Annotated in this window: 15 protein-coding genes; 1 reads left to right on the plus strand and 14 read right to left on the minus strand. The window is 72.9% G+C overall.

From position 1 onward, the window contains the following. From rplU to ACQ614_RS12150, 5 genes are all read right to left on the minus strand, one after another. A complete protein-coding gene (gene rplU, locus ACQ614_RS12130) occupies positions 1-318 on the minus strand; it encodes a 50S ribosomal protein L21 (RefSeq protein ID WP_030270532.1) in 318 nt (105 codons plus the stop codon). Positions 319-545: 227 nt separating this feature from the next. Continuing rightward, a complete protein-coding gene (locus ACQ614_RS12135) occupies positions 546-4,049 on the minus strand; it encodes an Rne/Rng family ribonuclease (RefSeq protein ID WP_431678519.1) in 3,504 nt (1,167 codons plus the stop codon). A gap of 350 nt (positions 4,050-4,399) precedes the next feature. Beyond that, entirely contained in the window at positions 4,400-5,164 is a 765-nt protein-coding gene (locus tag ACQ614_RS12140; RefSeq protein ID WP_431678520.1) for a TIGR03936 family radical SAM-associated protein, read from the minus strand. Between the two features lie 138 nt (positions 5,165-5,302). Beyond that, positions 5,303-6,109 (minus strand): hypothetical protein, encoded by an 807-nt coding sequence (locus tag ACQ614_RS12145; protein WP_431678521.1) that lies wholly within the window; start codon positions 6,107-6,109, stop codon positions 5,303-5,305. Positions 6,110-6,182: 73 nt separating this feature from the next. After that, positions 6,183-8,111 carry a TIGR03960 family B12-binding radical SAM protein gene (locus ACQ614_RS12150; RefSeq protein WP_431678522.1) on the minus strand — a complete coding sequence of 643 codons (1,929 nt, stop codon included), beginning with the start codon at positions 8,109-8,111 and terminating at the stop codon, positions 6,183-6,185. Between the two features lie 302 nt (positions 8,112-8,413). On the opposite strand from ACQ614_RS12150, the gene ACQ614_RS12155 reads away from it, so the two are divergent. Continuing rightward, positions 8,414-9,712, plus strand: coding sequence for a M14 family zinc carboxypeptidase (locus ACQ614_RS12155; protein WP_431678523.1), 1,299 nt, complete (start codon positions 8,414-8,416; stop codon positions 9,710-9,712). A 9-nt stretch (positions 9,713-9,721) separates the two neighbouring features. Here the strand turns inward: ACQ614_RS12155 and ACQ614_RS12160 are convergent, their stop codons facing one another. From ACQ614_RS12160 to ACQ614_RS12200, 9 genes are all read right to left on the minus strand, one after another. Next, positions 9,722-10,921 (minus strand): FtsW/RodA/SpoVE family cell cycle protein, encoded by a 1,200-nt coding sequence (locus tag ACQ614_RS12160; protein ID WP_431678524.1) that lies wholly within the window; start codon positions 10,919-10,921, stop codon positions 9,722-9,724. Then, positions 10,918-13,149: a penicillin-binding protein 2 gene (mrdA, locus tag ACQ614_RS12165; protein WP_431678525.1), complete on the minus strand. Its 2,232-nt coding sequence runs from the start codon at positions 13,147-13,149 to the stop codon at positions 10,918-10,920. Before mrdA ends, ACQ614_RS12160 begins: the two co-directional genes overlap by 4 nt. Before the next feature lie 34 nt (positions 13,150-13,183). After that, positions 13,184-13,822: a rod shape-determining protein MreD gene (mreD, locus tag ACQ614_RS12170; RefSeq protein WP_431678527.1), complete on the minus strand. Its 639-nt coding sequence runs from the start codon at positions 13,820-13,822 to the stop codon at positions 13,184-13,186. Positions 13,823-13,824: 2 nt separating this feature from the next. Continuing rightward, the gene (mreC, locus tag ACQ614_RS12175) at positions 13,825-14,760 is read right to left on the minus strand and encodes a rod shape-determining protein MreC (RefSeq protein WP_431678528.1); all 936 of its coding nucleotides are present in this window, start codon (positions 14,758-14,760) and stop codon (positions 13,825-13,827) included. 88 nt (positions 14,761-14,848) lie between these two features. Further along, positions 14,849-15,874: a rod shape-determining protein gene (locus tag ACQ614_RS12180; RefSeq protein ID WP_431683901.1), complete on the minus strand. Its 1,026-nt coding sequence runs from the start codon at positions 15,872-15,874 to the stop codon at positions 14,849-14,851. Between the two features lie 327 nt (positions 15,875-16,201). Beyond that, a complete protein-coding gene (gene ndk / locus ACQ614_RS12185) occupies positions 16,202-16,615 on the minus strand; it encodes a nucleoside-diphosphate kinase (RefSeq protein WP_431678529.1) in 414 nt (137 codons plus the stop codon). A gap of 100 nt (positions 16,616-16,715) precedes the next feature. Further along, a complete protein-coding gene (locus tag ACQ614_RS12190; RefSeq protein ID WP_431678530.1) occupies positions 16,716-17,060 on the minus strand; it encodes a DUF4233 domain-containing protein in 345 nt (114 codons plus the stop codon). Between the two features lie 6 nt (positions 17,061-17,066). Next, entirely contained in the window at positions 17,067-18,464 is a 1,398-nt protein-coding gene (folC, locus tag ACQ614_RS12195) for a bifunctional tetrahydrofolate synthase/dihydrofolate synthase (protein WP_431678531.1), read from the minus strand. An 87-nt stretch (positions 18,465-18,551) separates the two neighbouring features. Beyond that, positions 18,552-21,374 carry a penicillin acylase family protein gene (locus ACQ614_RS12200; RefSeq protein ID WP_431678532.1) on the minus strand — a complete coding sequence of 941 codons (2,823 nt, stop codon included), beginning with the start codon at positions 21,372-21,374 and terminating at the stop codon, positions 18,552-18,554. Between the last annotated feature and the right edge of the window lie 75 nt (positions 21,375-21,449).

A 21,449-nucleotide genomic window follows, 5' to 3' on the forward strand; every position in this document is an offset into this window, starting at 1 on the left:
TTACTTGCTGACGGAGTCGATGCTCGTGATGCGCACCGCGGTGTACTTCTGGCGGTGACCCTGACGACGGCGGTAACCCGTCTTGTTCTTGTAGCGGAGGATGACGATCTTGTCGCCCTTGGTCTCCTCGACGACCTCGGCGTGAGCCTTCACGCCGCCCAGGACCCACGGGTCGGAGGTGACGGCGTCACCGTCGACGACCAGGACGGTCGACAGCTCGACCGAGTCACCCGGCTTGGCTTCGATACGGTCGATCTCCAGCACGTCGCCCACGGCGACCTTGTGCTGGCGGCCGCCTGCGCGAACGATCGCGTACATGCGGTACCTGCTTTCTGTACTCGGTCGGAGCTCACCGATGCCAGCTGCCTGGGTACGAACACAGGAGCCTCCCCCGTTCCGGGCCCGGAAGCCGCGAAACAGGAGGTGAAGTGCTCGGGAGCATGGCGTCAACACGCCGAGGGTCAAGAATACGGACCGGCCTCCTCAGGGGCAAACCGGGCCCTACCGGGCCCGGGGCGGCGGCTGCCGCCCCGGGCCGCGAGGCGTTACTCGGCGGCGCCGTCACCTTCGGCGGCCGCGGCCTTCTTGGCCGCCGCGCTCGTCCGCTTGGTGGCGGTCTTGCGGGCGGTGGTCTTCTTGGCCGCCGTGGTCTTCTTCGCGGCGGCGGTCTTCTTGGCGGCGGCCTTGCGGGGCGCGCGCTTCTTGGGCGCGGGCTCCTCGGCCTCCTCCGCGGCGGCCTCCTCGACGACCGGGGCCTCGGCGACCGGCTCGGCCTCCTCCGCCACCGGCTCGACGGTCTCGGGCTCGGCGGCGACGGGGCTCTCGACCGGCTCCTCGGCCACAACGGGCTCCCCGGCCGGCTGCTCGGCGGCGGCCAGGGCCGCCTCCATCGCGGCCTCGGCGCGGGCCTGCAGGACCACGATCTCGGCCCCGGCCGGCGCACCCGCCGGCGCGGTCGCCTTGCGCACCGCACGGCGGCGCGGACGGCCCGCGGGGGCCGCGACCGGCTCCGCCTCCGGCTGCTCGGCCTGCTCGGCGACGGGCGCGGCCTCGGGGGCCTCGACCTCCTCGACGGCCACCGCGGCGGCGGCCTCCACCGGCTCCGGCACCTCGATCTCGACGACCTCGATCTCGGCGGCCTCCGTGGCCTCGGCGACGGCCTCGCCCTGCGGCTCGGCCTGGGCGCCGCCCTTGCCGCGGCGGCGGCGCTTGGAACCGCCCGCCTCGCCGGTGGCCGGGGTGCCGCCCCCGCCGCCGTGGGTGTGCGGCTGGTCCATGTGCACGATGACGCCGCGGCCGTTGCAGTGCACGCAGGCCTCGGAGAAGGACTCCAGCAGGCCCTGGCCGACCCGCTTGCGGGTCATCTGCACCAGGCCCAGCGAGGTGACCTCGGCCACCTGGTGCTTGGTGCGGTCGCGGCCCAGGCACTCCAGCAGGCGGCGCAGCACCAGGTCGCGGTTGGACTCCAGCACCATGTCGATGAAGTCGATCACGATGATGCCGCCGAGGTCGCGCAGCCGCAGCTGGCGGACGATCTCCTCGGCCGCCTCGATGTTGTTGCGGGTGACGGTCTCCTCGAGGTTGCCGCCCTGGCCGACGAACTTGCCGGTGTTGACGTCGACAACGACCATCGCCTCGGTCCGGTCGATCACCAGCGAACCGCCGCTCGGCAGCCAGACCTTGCGGTCCAGCGCCTTCATCAGCTGCTCGTCGATCCGGTAGGTGGCGAAGACGTCCACGTCCGAGGTCCAGCGCTGCAGGCGCTCGGCGAGGTCCGGAGCCACGTTGGAGACGTAGTCGTGGATGGTGTTCCACGCGTCGCCGCCGCTGACGATGACCTTGGTGAAGTCCTCGTTGAAGATGTCGCGGACGACCCGGACGGTCATGTCCGGCTCGCCGTAGAGCAGCACCGGGGCGTTGCCGGAGGCGGCCTTCTTCTGGATGTCCTCCCACTGCTGCTGCAGGCGCTGGACGTCCCGGGTCAGCTCCTCCTCGCTGGCGCCCTCGGCGGCGGTGCGCACGATCACGCCGGCGTCGTCCGGGACGATCTTCTTGAGGATCTGCTTGAGGCGGGCCCGCTCGTTCTCCGGCAGCTTGCGGCTGATGCCGGTCATCGAGCCCTCGGGCACGTAGACCAGGTAGCGGCCGGGCAGCGAGATCTGGCTGGTCAGGCGGGCGCCCTTGTGGCCGATCGGGTCCTTGGAGACCTGCACCAGCACGGACTGGCCGGACTTCAGCACCGACTCGATCCGGCGCGGGCCGCCGTGGCCGCCCAGCGCGCCGAAGTTGACCTCACCGGCGTAGAGCACCGCGTTGCGGCCCTTGCCGATGTCGACGAAGGCGGCCTCCATGGACGGCAGCACGTTCTGGACCTTGCCCAGGTAGACGTTGCCGACGTAGCTGGTGGCCTGCTCCTTGTTGACGTAGTGCTCGACCAGCACGCCGTCCTCGAGCACGCCGATCTGGGTGCGCTCGCCGTTCTGGCGCACCACCATGACCCGCTCGACCGACTCGCGGCGGGCCAGGAACTCGGCCTCGGTGATGATCGGCACCCGGCGGCGGCCCAGCTCGCGGCCCTCGCGGCGGCGCTGCTTCTTGGCCTCCAGGCGGGTGGAGCCCTTGATGGACTGCACCTCGTCCGGGTCGAACGACGGCTCGGTGGAGCGGCGGCGCGGCTCGCGCACCTTCACCACCGTGCGGACGCCGTCCTCGGTGGTCTCGCCCTGCTCGGCGGTACCCTCACCGCCGCGGCGGCGGCGACGGCGACGGCGGCGCGAGGAGGACAGCCCGGCGGCGAGCTCGTCCTCGTCCTCCTCCGGCTCCTCCTCGGCACCTTCCTCGGCGCCCTCGTCCTCGGCCTGCGGCTCGGCAGCGGCCTCGACGGCCTCCGGCTCCTCGGCCTCACCGCGGCGGCGGCGACGGCCGCCCCGACGGCGGCGGCGGGACGGACGGCCGTCCTCCTCCCACTCGCCCTCCTGCTCGGGGCCGGCCTCGGGGGCCTCGGGCTCCTCGGCGGGCTCCTGCGGCGCGGGCGCGACCTCGACCCGCGCGGGCGGCTGCACCCGGACGGGGGTGCGGACCCGGCGGCGGCGGCCGACGCCGCTGTACTCGTACTCCTCCTCCGTGCCCTCGGCGGCCGGGGCGGCCTCGGCGCGCACGGGCTTCTCGGCGCGCGCGGGCTTCTCCGCGGGGGCCGGGGCGACGTAGGGGGCGGGCTCCTGGAAGACCGGGGCCTGGAAGATCGCGGTGGACGGGCGGACGGCGCGGCGGCGCACCCGGTGCGACGGCTCCGGCTCGGCGGCCGGGGCCTCGGCGGCCTCCGGCTCCTCCTCGACGGCCTCAGGCTCGGCCTCGGCGGCGGGCTCCTCGGCGGCGGCATCCTCGGCGACCGGCTCGGCGGGCGCCTCCTCGACGGCCGGCGCGGCCTGCTCGACCACGCGGCGACGGCGGGTGCGGCGGGCCGGGGCGGCCGGCTGCTCGACGGCCTCCGCGGCCTCGGTGGCGGGCTCCTCGGCGGTCTCAGCAGGCTCAGCAACAGCCGGCTCGGCGGCGGGCGCGGCCGGGGCCTCCTCGGCGGCCGGCGCACCGGCCGGGGACTCGGCACGCTTGCGGGTGCGGCGGGCACGGGCGGGCTTCTCGGCGGGCGCCTCGACCTCTACGGCCGGCACCTCGGCGGCCGGAGCCTCGACTGCGGGCGCCTCCGCGGCGGGAATCTCGGCGACCGGGGCCTCCACGGGCTCGGTCACCACGATCGGGGTCTTCTCGGGTGCGCCGGCCGGGGCCTCGACGCGCTTGCGGGTGCGGCGCGGGCGCGCCGGCTTCTCGGCGGGCGCCTCGGCCTCGACGGCCGGAGCCTCGGCAGCGGGCGCCTCGGCCGGCTCCGGCTCCACGGGCAGGACGGTCTCGGCCGTCTCCGCGGCAGCGCCCTGCGGCGCACCGGCCGGGCGGGACACCGCCCGGCGCCGGCGGCGCGGCGGAGCGGCGGACGCGCCGTCGACAGGGGTGTCGGCCGGTTCCGCAGCGGACTGCGGTTCGGTGTTCTCGAGCATGCGGGTGGATCTCCCGTCAGGCCCCCGGGCTCCGCATCCGGGCACGGCTCGACACCTGGGTCACGGTCGGCCACGGTGATTGCGTGGCGACTCCCACGGTGCCGCCGTGCGGACGCGAGGCCGCACAGGAGCTCGTAGTCTCGCTCGACGCCCCGCACGGCGCGGGGTGCCGAAAGTCTTCTGGTCTGACCAGTCTTCTCGGTTGTCCAGGTCGGGCCGCGGGGCCCGGCTGCGTGCGACGGCGCTCGCTCCCCTGGGAAGCCGCGGGAACCGGGGAGCCACGGCCCGGTGGCGGGCCCTGGCTCCCTGCCCGCTCGGCGGTCGGCACGAGGCGCGCGGCCCTGCGGCCGCTATCGGCCTGCAGGGGCCGCGGCGCGATCGAGCGCCAGCGGGTCGGTCACCGTGCCGGTCCCCTCGTCGAGCGGCCCCTGCGCCAGCCTGGTCACCTCAGCGGGGACCGGCGGCGCCAGGTCGGCCGTCGCACGGAGACCGGACAAAACGTCGTCGGGTCGTACGGCGGGTGTGGCGTGTCGTACTACCAGCCGCAGTATCGCACAGGGAGCGCCCGGACGAACATCGTCGGCACGGTCTGTGCCAGTGTCGTTACCATCGCCGACCTGCGGCGGGAGCAGTTCGAGGGCGGCGACGGCTGCACGGGTGTCGAACACCCGCATGCCGTTCTTGGTCAGCCGCTGCACCTCGACGGCCTCCTCGGCCAGGAACGCGGCCACCGCGCGGGCCGCCTCCCCGCCCTCCACGCCGGCCAGCCGCACCCGCCACTCGGAGGCCTCCAGGCGCTCGACGAAGTTGGGCGTGCGGACCTCGACGGCGTCGACGATGTCCAGGCCGGGCGGCAGCGACTCGTCCAGCTGCGCGCGGAGCGCCTCGGGGTCGCGGGCCTCCGCGAGACCGATCTCCAGGTACTCCGCCTCGCTGGCGACACCCGTCGGGGCGGCGTTGGCGTAGGAGACCTTCGGGTGCGGGGTGAAGCCGGCGGAGTACGCCATCGGAACGGCCGAGCGGCGGAGCGCGCGCTCGAACGCCCGCTGGAAGTCCCGGTGGCTGGTGAAGCGCAGACGGCCGCGCTTGGTGTAGCGGAGACGGATGCGCTGCACCGTCGGCGCGGGCGGCGGACCGTCGGGCGTGCGGCGTGCCAGGGCTGCTCAGTCCTTAGATCGGTGTCCCGACCGGCCGTCGCGGCCGGTTGCTTGTCAGGACAAGGGTACGCGCCCGGGCCCGCCGCCCGGACCGGGTCACCCCACGAGGGCCCGCCGGACCTCCCGGAGCACCCGCGCGATCTCCGCCTTGGCCGGCCACCACACCTCGCGCCGCACCCAGCGGCACGGCCGCACCACCAGGAAGCGCCAGATCCGCCCGCCGATCCGCCAGGCCCAGGCGATCGCCCTCCCCACCTCGCGGAGCACCGGGTACAGCAGCACCCGCCACAGCCACACCAGCGGCACCGCCACCAGGACGCGGGCCGTCCAGGCGAACCCGCGGGCGAGGGCGGACAGCAGCCACAGCACCCCGCGGCCGCACGGCGCCAGCACGTACCGCCACAGCGCCGCGAGCGGCACGACCACCAGGCAGCGGCCGAGCCAGGCGAGGCCGGTGCCGACCGCCTCGAGCAGCACCAGCAGCCCGCGGCCCAGCGGCATCAGGGCGTTGCGGCCCAGCCAGCGCAGCGGCAGCGCGAACAGCACACGGCCGCACCAGCAGAGCGCCGCCCACACGGCCCGCCCGGCCGGCGCCAGCACCTCCCAGCCCAGCCAGGCCAGCGGGACGACCACCAGGTACCGGCCGAGCCAGGCCAGCGCGTGTCCGCAGGGCGTGAGCACGTACCGGTACAGCTGGACGAGCGGCCACACCACCGTCCAGTACAGGAGCCGGCCGATCTGCACCACGAGCCACTCCAGCACCCGGCCGAGCGGGCGCAGCACGACGGCGAGCAGCAGCTCCCACACGAAGCGCAGCGGCACCACGACCAACAGCGCGAAGATCCGCGCGGGCACCCGGACGAACGCCACCAGGCACCCCTCGCCCGGCCGGTCCTCGGTCATCTGTCCCCCCTCGTCGTGCGACGGCCCTCCCCGGCAGGTACGCCGGAGAGGGCCGTCGGGTTGCGCTGCGGTGTTACGACTTGACCACGGTCAGCGGCAGCAGCTTCTTGCCGGTGGGGCCGACCTGGATGTGGGTGTCCATCTGAGGACAGACGCCGCAGTCGAAGCACGGGGTCCAGCGGCAGTCCTCGACCTCGACCTCTTCGAGGGCGTCCTGCCAGTCCTCCCAGAGCCAGTCCTTGTCGAGGCCGCTGTCCAGGTGGTCCCAGGGCAGCACCTCCTCGTAGGTGCGCTCGCGGGTGGTGTACCAGTCGACGTCGACGCCGGTGCCGGCGAGGCCCTTCTCGGCGCAGGCCATCCAGCGGTCGTAGGAGAAGTGCTCGCGCCAGCCGTCGAAGCGGCCGCCGTCGTCGTAGACGGCGCGGATGACGGCGCCGATCCGGCGGTCGCCGCGGGAGAGCAGGCCCTCGACGATGCCGGGCTTGCCGTCGTGGTAGCGGAAGCCGATATTCTTGCCGAACTTGCGGTCGTGCCGGATGGAGTCGCGCAGCTTGGCGAGGCGGGCGTCGGTGTCCTCGGCGGAGAGCTGCGGCGCCCACTGGAAGGGGGTGTGCGGCTTGGGCACGAAGCCGCCGATGGAGACGGTGCAGCGGATGTCGTTGCCGCCGGTGACCTCGCGGCCCTTGGCGATGACGTTCTTCGCCATTTCGCCGATCTGGAGGACGTCCTCGTCGGTCTCGGTGGGCAGGCCGCACATGAAGTACAGCTTCACCTGGCGCCAGCCGTTGCCGTAGGCGGTGGCGACCGTGTTGATGAGGTCCTCCTCGGACACCATCTTGTTGATCACCTTGCGGATGCGCTCGCTGCCGCCCTCGGGAGCGAAGGTCAGACCGGAGCGGCGGCCGTTGCGGGAGAGCTCGTTCGCCAGGTCGATGTTGAAGGCGTCGACGCGGGTGGACGGCAGCGACAGGCCGATCTTGTCCTCGGCGTAGCGGTCGGCGAGGCCCTTGGTGACGTCGGCGATCTCGGAGTGGTCGGCGCTGGACAGCGAGAGCAGGCCGACCTCCTCGAAGCCGGTGGCCTTGAGGCCGCGGTCGACCATCTCGCCGATGCCGGTGATGCTTCGCTCCCGCACGGGGCGCGTGATCATGCCGGCCTGGCAGAAGCGGCAGCCGCGGGTGCAGCCGCGGAAGATCTCCACCGACATCCGCTCGTGGACGGTCTCGGCGAGCGGGACGAGCGGCTGCTTGGGGTAGGGCCACTCGTCGAGGTCCATGACGGTGTGCTTGGAGACCCGCCACGGGACGCCGGGGCGGTTGGGCACGACGCGGCCGATCCGGCCGTCCGGCAGGTACTCGACGTCGTAGAAGCGCGGCACGTACACGCCGCCGGTCTTCGCGAGGCGCAGCAGCACCTCGTCGCGGCCGCCGGGGCGGCCCTCGGCCTTCCAGGCCCGGACGATCTCGGAGACGTCGAGGACGGCCTGTTCGCCGTCGCCGACGACGGCGCAGTCGAGGAAGTCGGCGATCGGCTCGGGGTTGAACGCGGCGTGGCCGCCGGCGAGGACGATCGGGTCGTCGATGCCGCGGTCCTTGGACTCCAGCGGGATGCCCGCGAGGTCGAGCGCGGTCAGCATGTTGGTGTAGCCGAGCTCGGTGGAGAAGGACAGGCCGAACACGTCGAAGGCCTTCACCGGGCGGTGGGCGTCGACGGTGAACTGCGGGACGCCGTGCTCGCGCATCAGGGCCTCGAGGTCGGGCCAGACGCTGTAGGTGCGCTCGGCGAGGACACCCTCGCGCTCGTTGAGCACCTCGTAGAGGATCATGACGCCCTGGTTGGGGAGGCCGACCTCGTAGGCGTCGGGGTACATGAGGGCCCAGCGCACGTCGCAGCTGTCCCAGTCCTTCACGGTCGAGTTGAGCTCGCCGCCGACGTACTGGATCGGCTTCTGGACGTGCGGGAGGAGGGCCTCCAGGCGTGGGAAGACCGATTCGACTGGCATGCGGTGAGCCCTTTGAGACGTGGACGGGGTGATCCTCAAGGGTAGCCGAACCGGCCGCTCTCCCTGTCCGCCCGGACGGCGGGGCCGTGCGCACGGGCGGCCGGGCCGGTGCGGGTGCCGCCCGGTGTTCCGCGCGCTGCAACGGTGTTGACACCCTCCGTGCACTCGTGGACTACTGACGGGGCACATCCCACATGCCGGCGCACCGACGATTCCACGGGAGCTGCTGTGTCCAACGGGCCTGGGTCACACGGGAGTCGGGTCTGCGCGGGACGGGCAGCGGCGGCGTGAGCAGGGCGGGGGTGCGCGCGGTCGCCGTGCGGCCGAGCGGGTCGGGCCGGTACCTGTCCGCGGGGCAGGCCGCCGTCCGGGCGGCCCGGCTGGCGGAGCTGCATCCCGGTCTGGTCGCGGTGCGGCAGGTCGGCCGCTCGCGGGGCGGGCGGCCGCTGGTGCTGGTGTCGGTGGGCCGCGGGCCGCGGCACGTGCTGGCGGTCGGTGGGCCGCACCCCAACGAGCCGGTCGGCACGGCGACGGCGCTGCACCTGGCCGAGCGGGCGGTGCAGGAGCCGGAGCTGCGCCGCGGCGGCGAGGTGACCTGGAACGTGCTGCTGTGCCTCGATCCGGACGGTGCGGCGCTGAACGAGGGCTGGCTGGGCGGGCCGCTCACCATGGAGCGGCACTACCGCTCGTTCTACCGGCCGGCGCTGGAGGACCAGCCGGAGTGGCTGCCGACGGCGGGTTCGGGGCGGGCGGCGCTGCCGGAGACGGCCGCGCTGACGGCGGTGATCGACGAGCTGCGGCCGTTCCTGCAGTGCTCGCTGCACGGGGTGGACGTCGGCGGCACGTTCGTGCAGCTGACCGGTCCGGTGCCGGGGCTAGCGGAGCCGTTCGCCCGGTCCGCGGCGGCGGCGGGGCTGCCGTTGGAGCGCGGCCCGTACGACGCGTTCTTCTGGCCGAGCCCGGGGCCGGGGCTGTACGTGATGCCGGCGGCGGGGGCGAAGGACCGCTTCGCGGCGCTGGCGGAGAGTTCGGCGCACTCGACGTGGTCGTACGTGCAGCGGCACGGCGGGGTGACGGCGGTGGTGGAGGTGCCGATGTGGGCGGCGCCGGGGGTGGCGGATGCGGCCCCGCACCCCGATCCGGCCGGGGCGCTGGGCGAGGCGGCGGGTGTGCTGCTGCGGGAGACCGAGCCGCTGGCGGAGCTGCTGGCGCTGGCCCGGCCGCTGCTGCCGGCGCCGGAGGGGCCGCTGCTGCGGTCCGCGCTGTGGCACCTGTCGATCGTGCCGCAGCTCGCGCTGGACTGGGCGCCGGAGGCGGTGGCCGCCGACGTGGGTTCGCTGTCGGTGCTGAGCGGGGCGCACCTGGCGGGGGTGGCGATCCAGACGGCGCGGATGCCGGTGCGGATCGCGGCGCTGCTGGTGCGGCTGCTCCGGGACGCCGAGGGCCCGGCCGCCGCGGAGTTGCGGCGCCGGGCCGGGCGGCTGCTGGCCGCGCGCGTGGAGCGTTTCCGGACGGGCTTCGGGGTGCGCCCGGTGCCGGTCGGCGAGCAGGTGGCGCACCAGGCCCGGGCGGTGGTGGCCGCCGCCGGGGCGCTGCTGTGAGCCGCCGGGTCAGACCCCTATCGGCCGCTGGGAGCGGACGGACTGGAGCAGCCCTATGCCGATCCAGACGGCGAACATCGAGGAGCCGCCGTAGGAGACGAACGGCAGCGGGATGCCGGCCACCGGCATGATGCCGAGGTTCATCCCGATGTTCTCGAAGGCCTGGAAGGCGAACCAGGTGATGACGCCGGCCGCCAGCACGGTGCCGTACAGGTCGGTGGCCTGGCGGGCGATCTTGCAGGCGCGCCAGAGGATGACGCCGAGCAGGCCGATCAGGGCGATGCCGCCGACGAAGCCGAGTTCCTCGCCGGCGACGCTGAACACGAAGTCGGTCTGCTGCTCGGGGACGAACTGGCCGGTGGTCTGGAAGCCGTGGAAGAGGCCCATGCCGGTGAGTCCGCCGGAGCCGATGGCGATGCGGGCCTGGGCGGTGTTGTAGCCGACGCCGGCCGGGTCGAGCGAGGGGTTGGCGAAGGCGGCGAAGCGGTCGATCTGGTACTTGCTCAGCACGCCGAGCTTCCAGATCAGCACCGCTCCGCCGGCGCCGGCGGCGATCAGGCCGAACACCCAGCGCCGGGCGGCGCCGGAGGCGAGCAGGACGCCCATGATGACGACGCCCATGACCATGACCGAGCCGAGGTCGGGCATCAGCATGATGACGCCCATCGGTACGGCGGCGAGCACCAGCGCCTGGACGACGCTGCGCGAGGACGGGAACTCCCGTTCGCCCGCGTCGACCCGGGCGGAGAGCACCACGGCCATGCCCATCACGATGGACAGCTTGGCGAACTCGGCCGGCTGCAGCGAGAAGCCGCCGCCGAACTGGATCCAGGAGTGCTGGCCGTTGATGGTGGAGCCGAGCGGGGTGAGGGTGACGACCAGCATGAGCAGGACGCCGAGGTAGACGAACGGCACCGCGGTGCGCAGCCGCCGTGTCCCTATCCCGACGGTCACGGCGCACAGGGCCGCGCCGACCAGGGCGTTGGTGAGGTGCCGGTAGAGGAAGTACTGCGGGTCGCCGTGGGTGAGGGTGTCCCGGCCGCGGGTGGCGGACCAGACCAGCAGCGAGCTGCCGAGGGACAGTGCCAGGGCGGCCAGGATCATGATCCAGTCCATCCGGCGCAGCGGCGAGTCCTTGGCGAGTGCCTTGGAGATCGAGCCGCGCTGCGGCGCGAGCCGGACGGTGCGGTACGAGCCGTACGAGGTCATCCCCGGCTCCTTCCGGTGGCGCGGGCGGGCTCCAGGGCGGCCAGGGCGAGGACGGCAGGGCCGGTGCCGGTGGTCGGGCCCGGGACCGGGTCGAGGAAGGTGCGGCTGCCGGTGAAGGACGCCTGCTTGATGATGGCGGTGCCGTCCGGGTTGAACTTCGGCAGCTCGGCCTGCGGCTTGGGCAGCAGGGCCTTGCCGTTGTCGATGGTGCCCTTGTCGTCGACGCCGTACAGCGCCTGGTAGATGCGGCGGACGGCGTCGCCCGAGGCGCCCGAGCCGGTACCGGCCTGGCTCATCGTCATGACGACGGCATAGTCGCGGCTGTAGGTGGTCAGGTACGAGGTGGTCTGCTTGCCGGCGACCTCGGCGGTACCGGTCTTGGCGTGCAGCTCGATCTGCTTCTGCGGCCAGCCGACGCCGGTGAACTTCCAGGCGGCGGTGCCCCGCTCGATGACGCCCTTGGTGGCGTCGTCGATGTACTCCAGGGTCTTCTCGTCGGTGGGGATCTTCCCGTCGACGTGCGGGGCGATCTCGCGGACCAGCTTGCCGTCCGGGCTCATGATCGCCTTGCCGATGGTCGGCCGGTAGAGCGTGCCGCCGTTGGCGAGGGCCGCGTAGATGCGGGCCATCTGGAGCGGGGTGACGAGGGTGTCGCCCTGGCCGATGGAGTAGTTGACCAGGTCACCGGCGCGCATGATGTAGCCGTCGACGCAGTTCTCCTTGGCGATCTGCGCCGCGTAGTCGTCCGGCTTGGCGGTCTTGGCCTGCTCGCACCAGGCGTCCTTGTTGGCGTTGTAGTAGGACTGCTTCCACTGGCGGTCCGGGATGCGCCCGGTGACCTCGCTGGGGAGGTCGATGCCGGTCTTGGCGCCGAGGCCGAACTGCTTGGCGGTGACGAAGAACCAGTCCTTGGCGTCCTTCTTGGGCTTGATGCCGCCGTCCTTCATCCACTGGTCGTAGGCCAGTCCGTAGAAGACGGTGTCGCAGGAGACCTCCAGGGCACGGGCCAGGGTGATGGAGCCGTGGCCCTGGCTCTCGAAGTTCTTGAACTCGCGGCCGCCGATGGTCAGGCTGCTCGGGCAGGGGTAGTTGTTGCTGAGCGGGTAGCCGGCCTGGGCGGCCGCGGCGGCGGAGACCACCTTGAAGGTGGAGCCGGGGGCGGACTGGCCCTGTATGGCCCGGTTGATCAGCGGGTAGTTGGACTCCTTGCTGGTCAGCGCCTGGTAGTCCTTGGCCGAGATGCCGCCGACCCAGATGTTGGGGTCGAAGGTCGGGGCGCTGGCCATGGCGATGATCCGGCCGGTCTTGACGTCCATCACCACGACGGCGCCGGAGTCGGCCTCGAAGTTCTTGTGGGTCTCGTCGTCGTAGACCTTGCGGGCGTCCGCCATGGCCCGGGCGAGGTTGTCCTCGGCGGCCTTCTGCACCCGGGCGTCGATGCTGGTCACCAGGTTGTTGCCGGACTGCGCGGGGACGGTGCCGGCGCTGCCGATGACCTTGCCGAGGTTGTCGACCTCCAGCTTGTCGATGCCGGTGGTGCCGCGCAGGTCGTCGTCGTAGACGGCCTCCAGGCCGGCCCGGCCGATCTGGTCGCTGGGCAGCCGGCGTTCCCGGCCGGTCTTCTCGGCGGTCTTGGTGACCTCCTCGTCGGTGACCGGCGAGAGGTAGCCGAGCACCTGGGAGGCGTTGGCGCCCTCCACGCCGGTGTAGCGGCGGAGGGCGGTCGACTGCGCGGTGACGCCGGGGAAGTCCTCGCGGCGCTCCATGATCTGCAGCGCCTGCTGGGTGGTGGCCTGCTGGGTGACCGGGATCGGCTGGTAGGGCGAGCCGTTCCAGCACGGCTTGGGCGTCTTGGCGTCGCACAGCCGGACCTTGTCCTGGACCTCCTTGGCGGGCAGTCCGAGGACCTCGGCGAGCCGGGTCAGCACGGCCTTGCCGCGGTCCTTCTGCTGCAGCAGGGAGGTACGGCTGACGGAGACGACCAGCTTGGTCTGGTTGCCGACCAGCACCCGGCCGGAGGCGTCCAGGATCTCGCCGCGGACGGCGGGCTCCACCACCTCCCGGATGTGGTTCCCTTGTGCCTGCGCGGCGTACTGGTTGCCCGTCCGGATCTGCAGGTACCACAGCCGCCCGCCGAGGGTGGCGAGCAGCGAGAGCACCAGGATCTGCAGCACCACCAGACGGATCGTCACCCGCTGGGTGCGACCGGTCTCCGGGATGTTGCTCACTGGGGGGACTCCTCCTCGGAGGTCTGCGGGGGCGTCACGGGCGGCGGGCGAGGCCGAGGACGCGCTTCTTGCGGCCGGTCGGCATCGGCGAGGACTCCCGGGTGGTCTTGTACCGGGCGAGGCTGCCGAGGCCGGAGCCCCCCAGGTCCTCGGTCTCCGTGCTGCTGCCGCCGCCGTCGAAGCGGCGGGCGAGCATCATCACGGCCGGGACCACGAACGGCGCGAGCAGCACGTCGTACAGCAGGGCGCTGAACACCAGCCCGGCGAGGCCGACGTGGCGGGCCGCGGTGTCGCCGACCAGCGCGCCGACCGAGGCGTACAGGCCGGTGGAGACCACGGCGGCGACGGCGACGACCATCAGGGCGCTCACCGCGGAGCGCTGCCGGCCGCCCTCGGGGCGGAGCAGGCCGGCGGCGTAGCCGACCAGGCAGAGCACCAGCGCGTACCGGCCGATGGCGTGGTCGGAGGGCGGGGCAAGGTCGGCGAGCAGGCCGGCGGTGAAGCCGGCCAGGCAGCCGCCGGTCGGGCCGTACACCAGGGCGAGGCCGACCACGACGAGCATCAGGAGGTCCGGGGTGGCCCCGGGCAGCTGGAGCCGGCCGAGCACGCTGACCTGGACGACCAGGCCGAGCAGCAGCAGGACGACGGAGAGCAGGATGCGGTTCGGACGCACGGTCAGTTCCCCCCTGCGGGTGTGGAGGCGGTGGGCTGCGCCGGGGCGGTGGCCGGCGGGTTGGCCGCGGCGGCGGTCGGCTTGGGCGGCAGCACCCCGTCGCGCGGGTCGCTGCGCGGCGGCACCACCACGACGCCGACCAGGTCGAGCCGGGTGAACTGCACGTACGGTTCGACCAGGATCGTCTTGGTGAGCTCGCCGGGGGTGGCCTGGACCTCGACGACCCGGCCCACCGGCGTGCCGGGGACGAACGGGCGGCCGCTCTGCGAGCCGAAGGTGACGACCCGGTCGCCGGTCTGGACCTTGGCCCGGCCGTTGAGCAGCTGGACCTTCATCGGGCTGGTGCCCTGGCCGGCCGCGAAGCCGATCTCGTCGCTGCCCTCCAGCCGGGTGCCGACGGTGAAGCCGGGGTCGGAGGCGAGCAGCACGGTGGCGGTGGTGGGGGCGACGGTGGTGACCCGGCCGACCAGGCCCTGGCCGTTGATGACGGTCATGTCGCGGGTGAGGCCGTCGTCGCTGCCGGCGTCGATGGTGATCGTCCAGGAGAAGCCCTGGGCGGCGCCGATCGCGATGACCTGGGCGGCCTTGATGGTGTATCCGCCGTTGCCGGCCGTACGCAGCAGGTCGTCGAGCTGCTTGGTGCGGCCGGAGGCGGTGTCCGAGGAGGCGAGCCGCTGGCGCAGCTCGGTGTTCTCCCGGGTGATCAGGTCGAGGCGCTGCTGGTGGGTGGAGGCGTCGCGGACGGCCCTGATGGTGCCGGCCACCGGGTCGACCAGGCCGGACGCGCCGCGCTCGACCGGGCCGAGCACGCCGGCCGCCGCCCGGCGGGCCCCGCCGAGCGGCGAGTCCTCGCCGCCCTTGATGTCGACGGTGATCAGGGCGAAGGCGACCGCGACCAGCAGGATGAGCAGTAGTCGGCTCTCTCGTGTGTCCCTCACGGTGCTGGAGCGCCCCTTCGTTCCCTGGTACCGGTTGTTCAGTTGGAGATGTGACGCCGTGTGCGCCGGTCGCCCCCCTCGGGAGGGGCTAGCGGCGCGGCTGGGCGTCCAGGACCTGCTGGAGTGCCTCGAACTCCTCGACGCACTTGCCGGCGCCGAGGGCGACCGAGTCCAGCGGGTTCTCCGCGATGTGGATGGGCATGCCGGTCTCGCGGCGCAGCCGCTCGTCGAGGCCGCGCAGCAGTGCGCCGCCGCCGGTGAGCACGATGCCGCGGTCCATGACGTCGCCGGCGAGCTCGGGCGGGCACTGGTCGAGGGTGGTCTTCACCGCGTCGATGATGGAGTCCACCGGCTCGTCGATGGCCTCGCGGATCTCGGCGGCGGAGATGACGACGGTCTTGGGCAGGCCGCTGACGAGGTCTCGGCCGCGGATCTCGGCGTGCTCGTCCTTCTCGCCCTCCAGCGCGAAGGCGGAGCCGATCGACATCTTGATCTGCTCGGCGCTGCGCTCGCCGAGGAGGAGGCTGTACTCCTTCTTGATGTGCTGGACGATGGCGTTGTCCAGCTCGTCGCCGGCGACCCGCAGGGACTGCGCGGTGACGATCCCGCCGAGGGAGATCACGGCGACCTCGGTGGTGCCGCCGCCGATGTCGACGACCATGTTGCCGGTGGGCTCGTGCACCGGCAGGCCGGCGCCGATCGCGGCGGCCATCGGCTCCTCGATGATGTGCACCTGGCGGGCGCCGGCCTGGGCGCTGGCCTCGATGACGGCGCGGCGCTCGACGCCGGTGATGCCGGAGGGCACGCAGACGACGACGCGCGGGCGGGCCAGGTAGCGGCGCCGGTGGATCTTGAGGATGAAGTAGCGGAGCATCCGCTCGGTGATCTCGAAGTCGGCGATGACGCCGTCCTTGAGCGGGCGGATGGCGACGATGTTGCCGGGCGTGCGCCCGATCATCTTCTTCGCCTCGGCGCCGACCGCGAGGATGCCGCCGGTGTTGGTGTTCACCGCGACGACCGACGGCTCGTTGAGGACGATCCCCTTGCCCCTGACGTACACCAGCGTGTTGGCAGTGCCGAGGTCGATCGCCATGTCACGGCCGATGAACGACAGATTGTTGGCCATGGGGTGTGCAGTGCCTTCCCGAGCTCGTTGTGCATGTGCGGGGAGTGGGCCGATCGCGCGCCCACGACAGGGCTGACATCAGCTGAGCAGCCGTACCGGACCCATGAGTTGCGTCCATCGTAGCCAGGCCCGCTCACCGCGGACGGCGAGGTACGGCATGCTGGCCATTCTCCGGCGGCCGATCCGCTCTTCCCGGGATTGGGACGCCGTGTCGGCGCTCCGGGTTCCGCGTTTTCGGGGCCGGTCCGTCCGATTCCACCTGGTCGGGCCAGGGCGGTTGCACCCGGCCCGACCTGGGCGTACGTCAGACGGGAATCAGGCGTTCGCGGGGAAGAAGATCTTGATCTCGCGCTCGGCGGAGGCCTCCGAGTCGGAGGCGTGGATCAGGTTCTCACGGGTGATGGTGGCGTAGTCGCCGCGGATGGTGCCGGGGCCGGCCTGCAGCGGGTCGGTGGCGCCGGCCAGCGCGCGGATGCCGGGGATGACGTTCTCGCCCTCGACGATCAGCGCGATCGACGGGCCGGAGGTCATGAACTCCAGCAGCGGCTCGTAGAACGGGCGGCCGACGTGCTCGGCGTAGTGCTGCTCCAGCGTCGCCCGGTCGAAGGTGCGCAGCTCCAGGGCGACGAGCCGCCAGTTCGCCTTGCGCTCGATACGGCTGATGATCTCGCCGGCCAGGCCTCGCTTGACGGCGTCGGGCTTGAGCAGGACGAGAGTGCGCTGGGACACGGTGGGGCTCCAGAGGGTCGGCTTCGGCAGGGTGAGTGCGCCACCGCAGACCCTACCTGGGTGCGCAGCCCGCGGATACGAAAGGGCCGCTCAGAGAGGGTCAGGCGGCCTGCACGGCCTCGGCGGCGCGGGCAGCCTTGATCGCGTCGATCTTGCGGCCGTAGTGCACCGAGCACCACCACAGCGCGGCGAAGACCGCGCCGAGGCCGTACATGGTGGGCAGCACCAGGCCGCTGGCGATCAGGCCGATCTGCAGCACCCAGCCGATCGCGACCGCGCCGGGGCGCTCGATCATGCCGCAGAGCAGCACGCAGAGCGCCATGGCGACGCCGCTGACCGCCCAGATCGTGCCGGCGGGCACGTCGGAGAGCTGCATGGCGACCAGACCGGCGAAGAGGATGAGCAGGGCCTCGCCGATCAGCGTCGAGGAGCAGAGGGTCCGCATCGGTGGCTACTTCCTTCCGAACAGCAGGCGTGCCTCGCCCACCGTGATGACCGAGCCGGTGACCAGGACGCCGGCGCCGCCGAGGTCCTCCTCCTCGGCGAGGGTGACGGCCGCGTCGATGGCGTCGTCCAGCCGGGGCTCGACCTGCACACGATCCTCACCGAAGATCTCCACGGCGAGCGCGGCCAGCTCGTCGACGGGCATCGCGCGGTGGGTGGAGTTCTGGGTGATGACGACCTCGGCGAGGATCGGCTCGAAGACCTCCAGCAGGCCCGAGACGTCCTTGTCGCCGCTGGTGCCGATCACGCCGACCAGCTTGGTGAAGCCGAAGGCCTCGCCGATCGCGGCGACGGTGGCCTCGGCGCCGTGCGGGTTGTGCGCGGCGTCCAGGATGACGGTGGGGCTGCGGCGGACGACCTCGAGGCGGCCCGGCGAGGAGACCCCGGAGAACGCCCGGCGGACCTTGTCCGTGTCGAGCTGCCCGCCGCCGGCCGCGCCGACGCCGAAGAACGCCTCGACCGCGGCGAGCGCGAGGGCGGCGTTGTGCGCCTGGTAGGCGCCGTGCAGCGGGATGAAGACGTCCTCGTACTCGGCGCCGCCGAGCCCGCGCAGGGTGACCAGCTGGCCGCCGACCGCGACCTCGCGGCGGATCACGCCGAACTCGATGCCCTCGCGGGCGACGGTGGCGTCCACCTCGACGGCGCGCTTGAGGATGGTCTGCGCGGCGTCCAGCTGCTGCTGGGCGACGACGGCGAGCGCGCCCTGCTTGATGATCCCGGACTTCTCCACCGCGATCGCGCCGGGGGTGTCCCCCAGCTTGTCGGTGTGGTCCAGGCCGATCGGGGTGATCACCGCGACGGCGGCGTCGATGACGTTGGTGGCGTCCCAGGAACCGCCCATGCCGACCTCGACCACGGCGACGTCCACCGGGGCGTCGGCGAAGGCCGCGTACGCCATGCCGGTCAGCACCTCGAAGAAGGACATCGCCACCGGCTGGCTCTCGTCCACCATCCGCACGTAGGGCTCGATGTCGCGGTAGGTCTCGACGAACTTCTCGGCGCTGATCGGCGCGCCGTCCAGGCTGATCCGCTCGGTGACCGACTCGACGTGCGGGCTGGTGTAGCGGCCGGTGCGCAGCTCGAAGGCGCCGAGCAGCTGCTCGACCATGCGGGCGGTCGAGGTCTTGCCGTTGGTGCCGGTGATGTGGATCGACGGGTAGGAGCGCTGGGGCCGGCCCAGGATGTCCATCAGGGCGTCGATCCGGTCGAGCGAGGGCTCCAGCTTGTTCTCTGGCCAGCGGCCGGAGAGTTCGGTCTCCACCGCCCGCAGCTCGGCCTCCGGGCCGGTGGCCCCGGCGTCGGAGGGGCGGGTGGTGTACGGGTTCTGCTCGGCCTTGTCGCTCACGGCCCCAGTCTACGTAGCGTTCCGGGCGTGCCCGGCGCAGGCACCCCGACCCGGTGGGCCGGGCCGCGGCGCCTGCGCCGGCGCGGCTCAGCGGTGTGCCGGGAACTGCACGACCTGCTGGTAGGTGGGCCGGTTCTGCCAGGTGGACTTGGGGTCGGTGACCCCGCCGAGCGGGCGCTGGACGATCGAGTCGGCGCACCACTGGTCGCCGGCCGTGCAGTCCGCGTCGCCCGGGTAGACCTGGGCCGGGGTCTGCGCCGCGGCCTTCTTCAGGCTGTCGAGCAGGGCGGTCCGGCAGGCCCCGAGGTCGCCGCCGCCGCAGAACGGGCGGGCGAGCGGCCCGGCCACCGGGTCGCCGAGGACGGACCGCAGGTCCTTGTCGACCCAGCTCCACCAGCCGTACTGGAAGGCCGAGCCCTTGTGCGGGATGGACTCGTTGGCACTGACCGGGCCTCCGGAGGGGCCGGTCTGGCCGCCGGAGGGCGACTCGTTGATCTGCAGGGCGCCGGTGAGCGCGGTGAACAGGGAGTCGCCGAGGCCGGGGCGGAGGACGGCGTCGGCGATCAGCGGCCACCAGGCGTCCAGGGTGCGGATCGCGTCCGCGTCGGCGTACTTGTGGCTGCCGGGGGAGGTCTCGCGGCGGAGCCCCCCGGCGGTCTTCCAGGCCTCCAGTTTCTGCACGGCGGTGGCGAGCGCGGGGTCGGTGACCGGGGCGCTGCGGATCACCCTGAGCAGTTCGGGCAGCACGTCCTCGGCGCGCAGGTCGGCGAGGGCGGCGGACTCCATGGCCTTGGTGAGGGAGACCCGGCCGGCCTTCCCGCCGCCGGCGATCAGTGCCTTCACCCGGTCGTCGAGCAGGTTGCCGCGGTGCACGGAGCCGTTGCCGAATCCGGCGGCGGCGAAGCCGGCGACCTGCTTGTTGTTCCAGGAGACGTAGTAGTCCTGGTTGACCGACTGCGGGTGCTCGGCGGGCGGGGTGTACCGGGCGGTGTTGGCGGCGGGGTCGAAGTCCCGCCACTCGTAGGCGGGTTCGGCGCGGACGGGGAGGCCGCCGTCGACGCCGGGCGCGCGCACCGGGTTGGTGCCGGAGTTGTAGTAGGCGATGTCCCGGGAGTCCGCGTAGAACCAGTTGAAGGTGTAGTTGATGTTCTGCGCGGCCTGCTGGAAGCTCGCGGCGTCGTGCACGGCGCCGGGGTCGTTGAGCATCTGGAAGCCGATGATGGAGTCGGCCTCGTGGCGGTAGGTGGAGCGCAGCGAGGTGAAGGCGACGGGCCTGCCGCCGACCGTGCCGCGGGCGGTGACCAGGCCGTAGTCGGTGCGGTTCATCACCAGGGTGTAGGAGCCGGCGGCGGTGGAGTCGGCGGTGGTGGGCTTCCAGGCGTTCTTGCGCTCCAGGCGCTCCATGGGCCGGCACCGGCCGCGCGAGAGGTAGTGGTCGGCGGCGAGGGTGGCCGGGCTGCCGTCGGTGGTGCAGAGCGGGACGGCGTAGGTGTCGGTGATGTCCTGGCCTGCCGAGGTGGCGCTCCAGGCGTAGTCCTGGCCGCGGCCGAGCTGCACGTAGAAGCCGAGGCCGGCGAAGGCGGCGCCGCGGGCGCTGATGCCCGGGCCCTGGATCTCCTCCAGCATGAGCAGCTGCGGGGCGAAGTAGCCGGTCTGCGGGCCGAACACGGCGACGGGGTGGCCGTCGTCGGTGTGCGCGCCGGAGACGAGCAGGGCGTTGGACATGCCGTGCCTGGCGGTGAGCAGGTTGCCGGGCAGCAGGCCGGGGGCGGTGGTGGCGGTCTGGGAGCCGGTGCCGGTGGCGTCGTGGACCATCGTCTCGGGGACGACCGAGCCCGGGTCGGGGAGGGCGGTGCCCTGCGGGTCGTCCGGCGGCAGGGCGTACGGGAAGCGCTGCCCGTCGTGCAGGGTGAGGACGGCCTCCGGGTCGTCGGCCTCGCGCAGCGAGGCCCACAGCCGGTCGCCCTCGGCCTGGCCGTAGCGGGCCTCGGCGGCCAGTCTGACCTGGGCGGAGGCGAGTTCGCCGCCGCCGCCGGAGCCGAAGAGGGCGCCGACCACGGAGGCGAGGGCGACCAGGTCGGTGAGCTTGAAGGGTTCGATGCCGCCGGCGTTGGTCACGGCGTCGATGTGGCCGGTGAGGTCGTACTCGCCGGGGAAGTACCGGCCGTTGTAGGCCTCGCGGATGTACTGGTTGATGCCGTCGAGGTAGGCGCCCGCGTCGGCGAGGGCCTGCCGGGCGCGGTCGCCCTGGCCGGCGATGGCGTCGATCTGCCGCTGGAGTTCGTCCTCGGTGTAGGGGGCGGCCTGCCAGAAGCTCTGTTCCAGCTGCCGGTTGGCGGCGGCGCCGCCGGCGAAGCCGGAGAGCTGTCCGCGGCCGACGTGCCGGAAGAGGTCCATCACCCAGAGCCGGTCCTGGGCGGCGGCGTAGCCCGCGCCGAACTCGGTGCCGTAGCGGGTGGTGCCGGTGATGTGGGGGACGCCGGTGGCCTTGTCGCGGACGATGGCGACGTCGGCGCGCGGGCGGGCGGTGGAGGCGACCTGGTCGGCGGGGACGCCGAAGGAGGCGTCGTTGAAGAAGTTCCGCAGCTGGGCCTCGGTCAGTTGCGGGAAGGCGCCGGCGAGGTTGCCGTAGGGGCCGAGCTGGTCGTCGGTGTGGGCGGGGCGGGAACCGAAGACCTTGTTGAGCAGGATCTCGGAGAGGGTGGCATTGCCGTTCTCGCCGGGCGGCAGGATGTCCAGGCACTTTCCGGCGCAGTAGTCGTTGGTGGCGGCAGTGGGGGCGGCCGCGGCGGTGGGGGCCGCGGTGGGGGTGAAGACGGCCAGCAGGGCCGCCGCAAGGGTGGCGGCGGCGAATCTGCGCGGGTGGGGGCGTCGTTGCAAACCGGCTCCTCGGTCGAGTTGCGGATGCATTGCGGTACTCGACGGTAGGACCGCTGCTGACACTCTGCCTAGTAGCGTGCATGCCACAACTCGCTTGCGGACATA

This window comes from Kitasatospora dryopteridis (genome assembly GCF_050749075.1).
GTDB lineage: Bacteria > Actinomycetota > Actinomycetes > Streptomycetales > Streptomycetaceae > Kitasatospora.

Bases quoted from the DNA above. Each gene is read 5' to 3' on its own strand.
- ACQ614_RS12145 (WP_431678521.1), bottom strand. From the start codon at position 6,109: ATGACCGAGGACCGGCCGGGCGAGGGGTGCCTGGTGGCGTTCGTCCGG.
- ACQ614_RS12135 (WP_431678519.1), bottom strand. From the start codon at position 4,049: ATGCTCGAGAACACCGAACCGCAGTCCGCTGCGGAACCGGCCGACACC.
- ACQ614_RS12150 (WP_431678522.1), bottom strand. From the start codon at position 8,111: ATGCCAGTCGAATCGGTCTTCCCACGCCTGGAGGCCCTCCTCCCGCAC.
- ACQ614_RS12160 (WP_431678524.1), bottom strand. From the start codon at position 10,921: ATGACCTCGTACGGCTCGTACCGCACCGTCCGGCTCGCGCCGCAGCGC.
- rplU (WP_030270532.1), bottom strand. From the start codon at position 318: ATGTACGCGATCGTTCGCGCAGGCGGCCGCCAGCACAAGGTCGCCGTG.
- ACQ614_RS12190 (WP_431678530.1), bottom strand. From the start codon at position 17,060: ATGCGGACCCTCTGCTCCTCGACGCTGATCGGCGAGGCCCTGCTCATC.
- ACQ614_RS12200 (WP_431678532.1), bottom strand. From the start codon at position 21,374: ATGCATCCGCAACTCGACCGAGGAGCCGGTTTGCAACGACGCCCCCAC.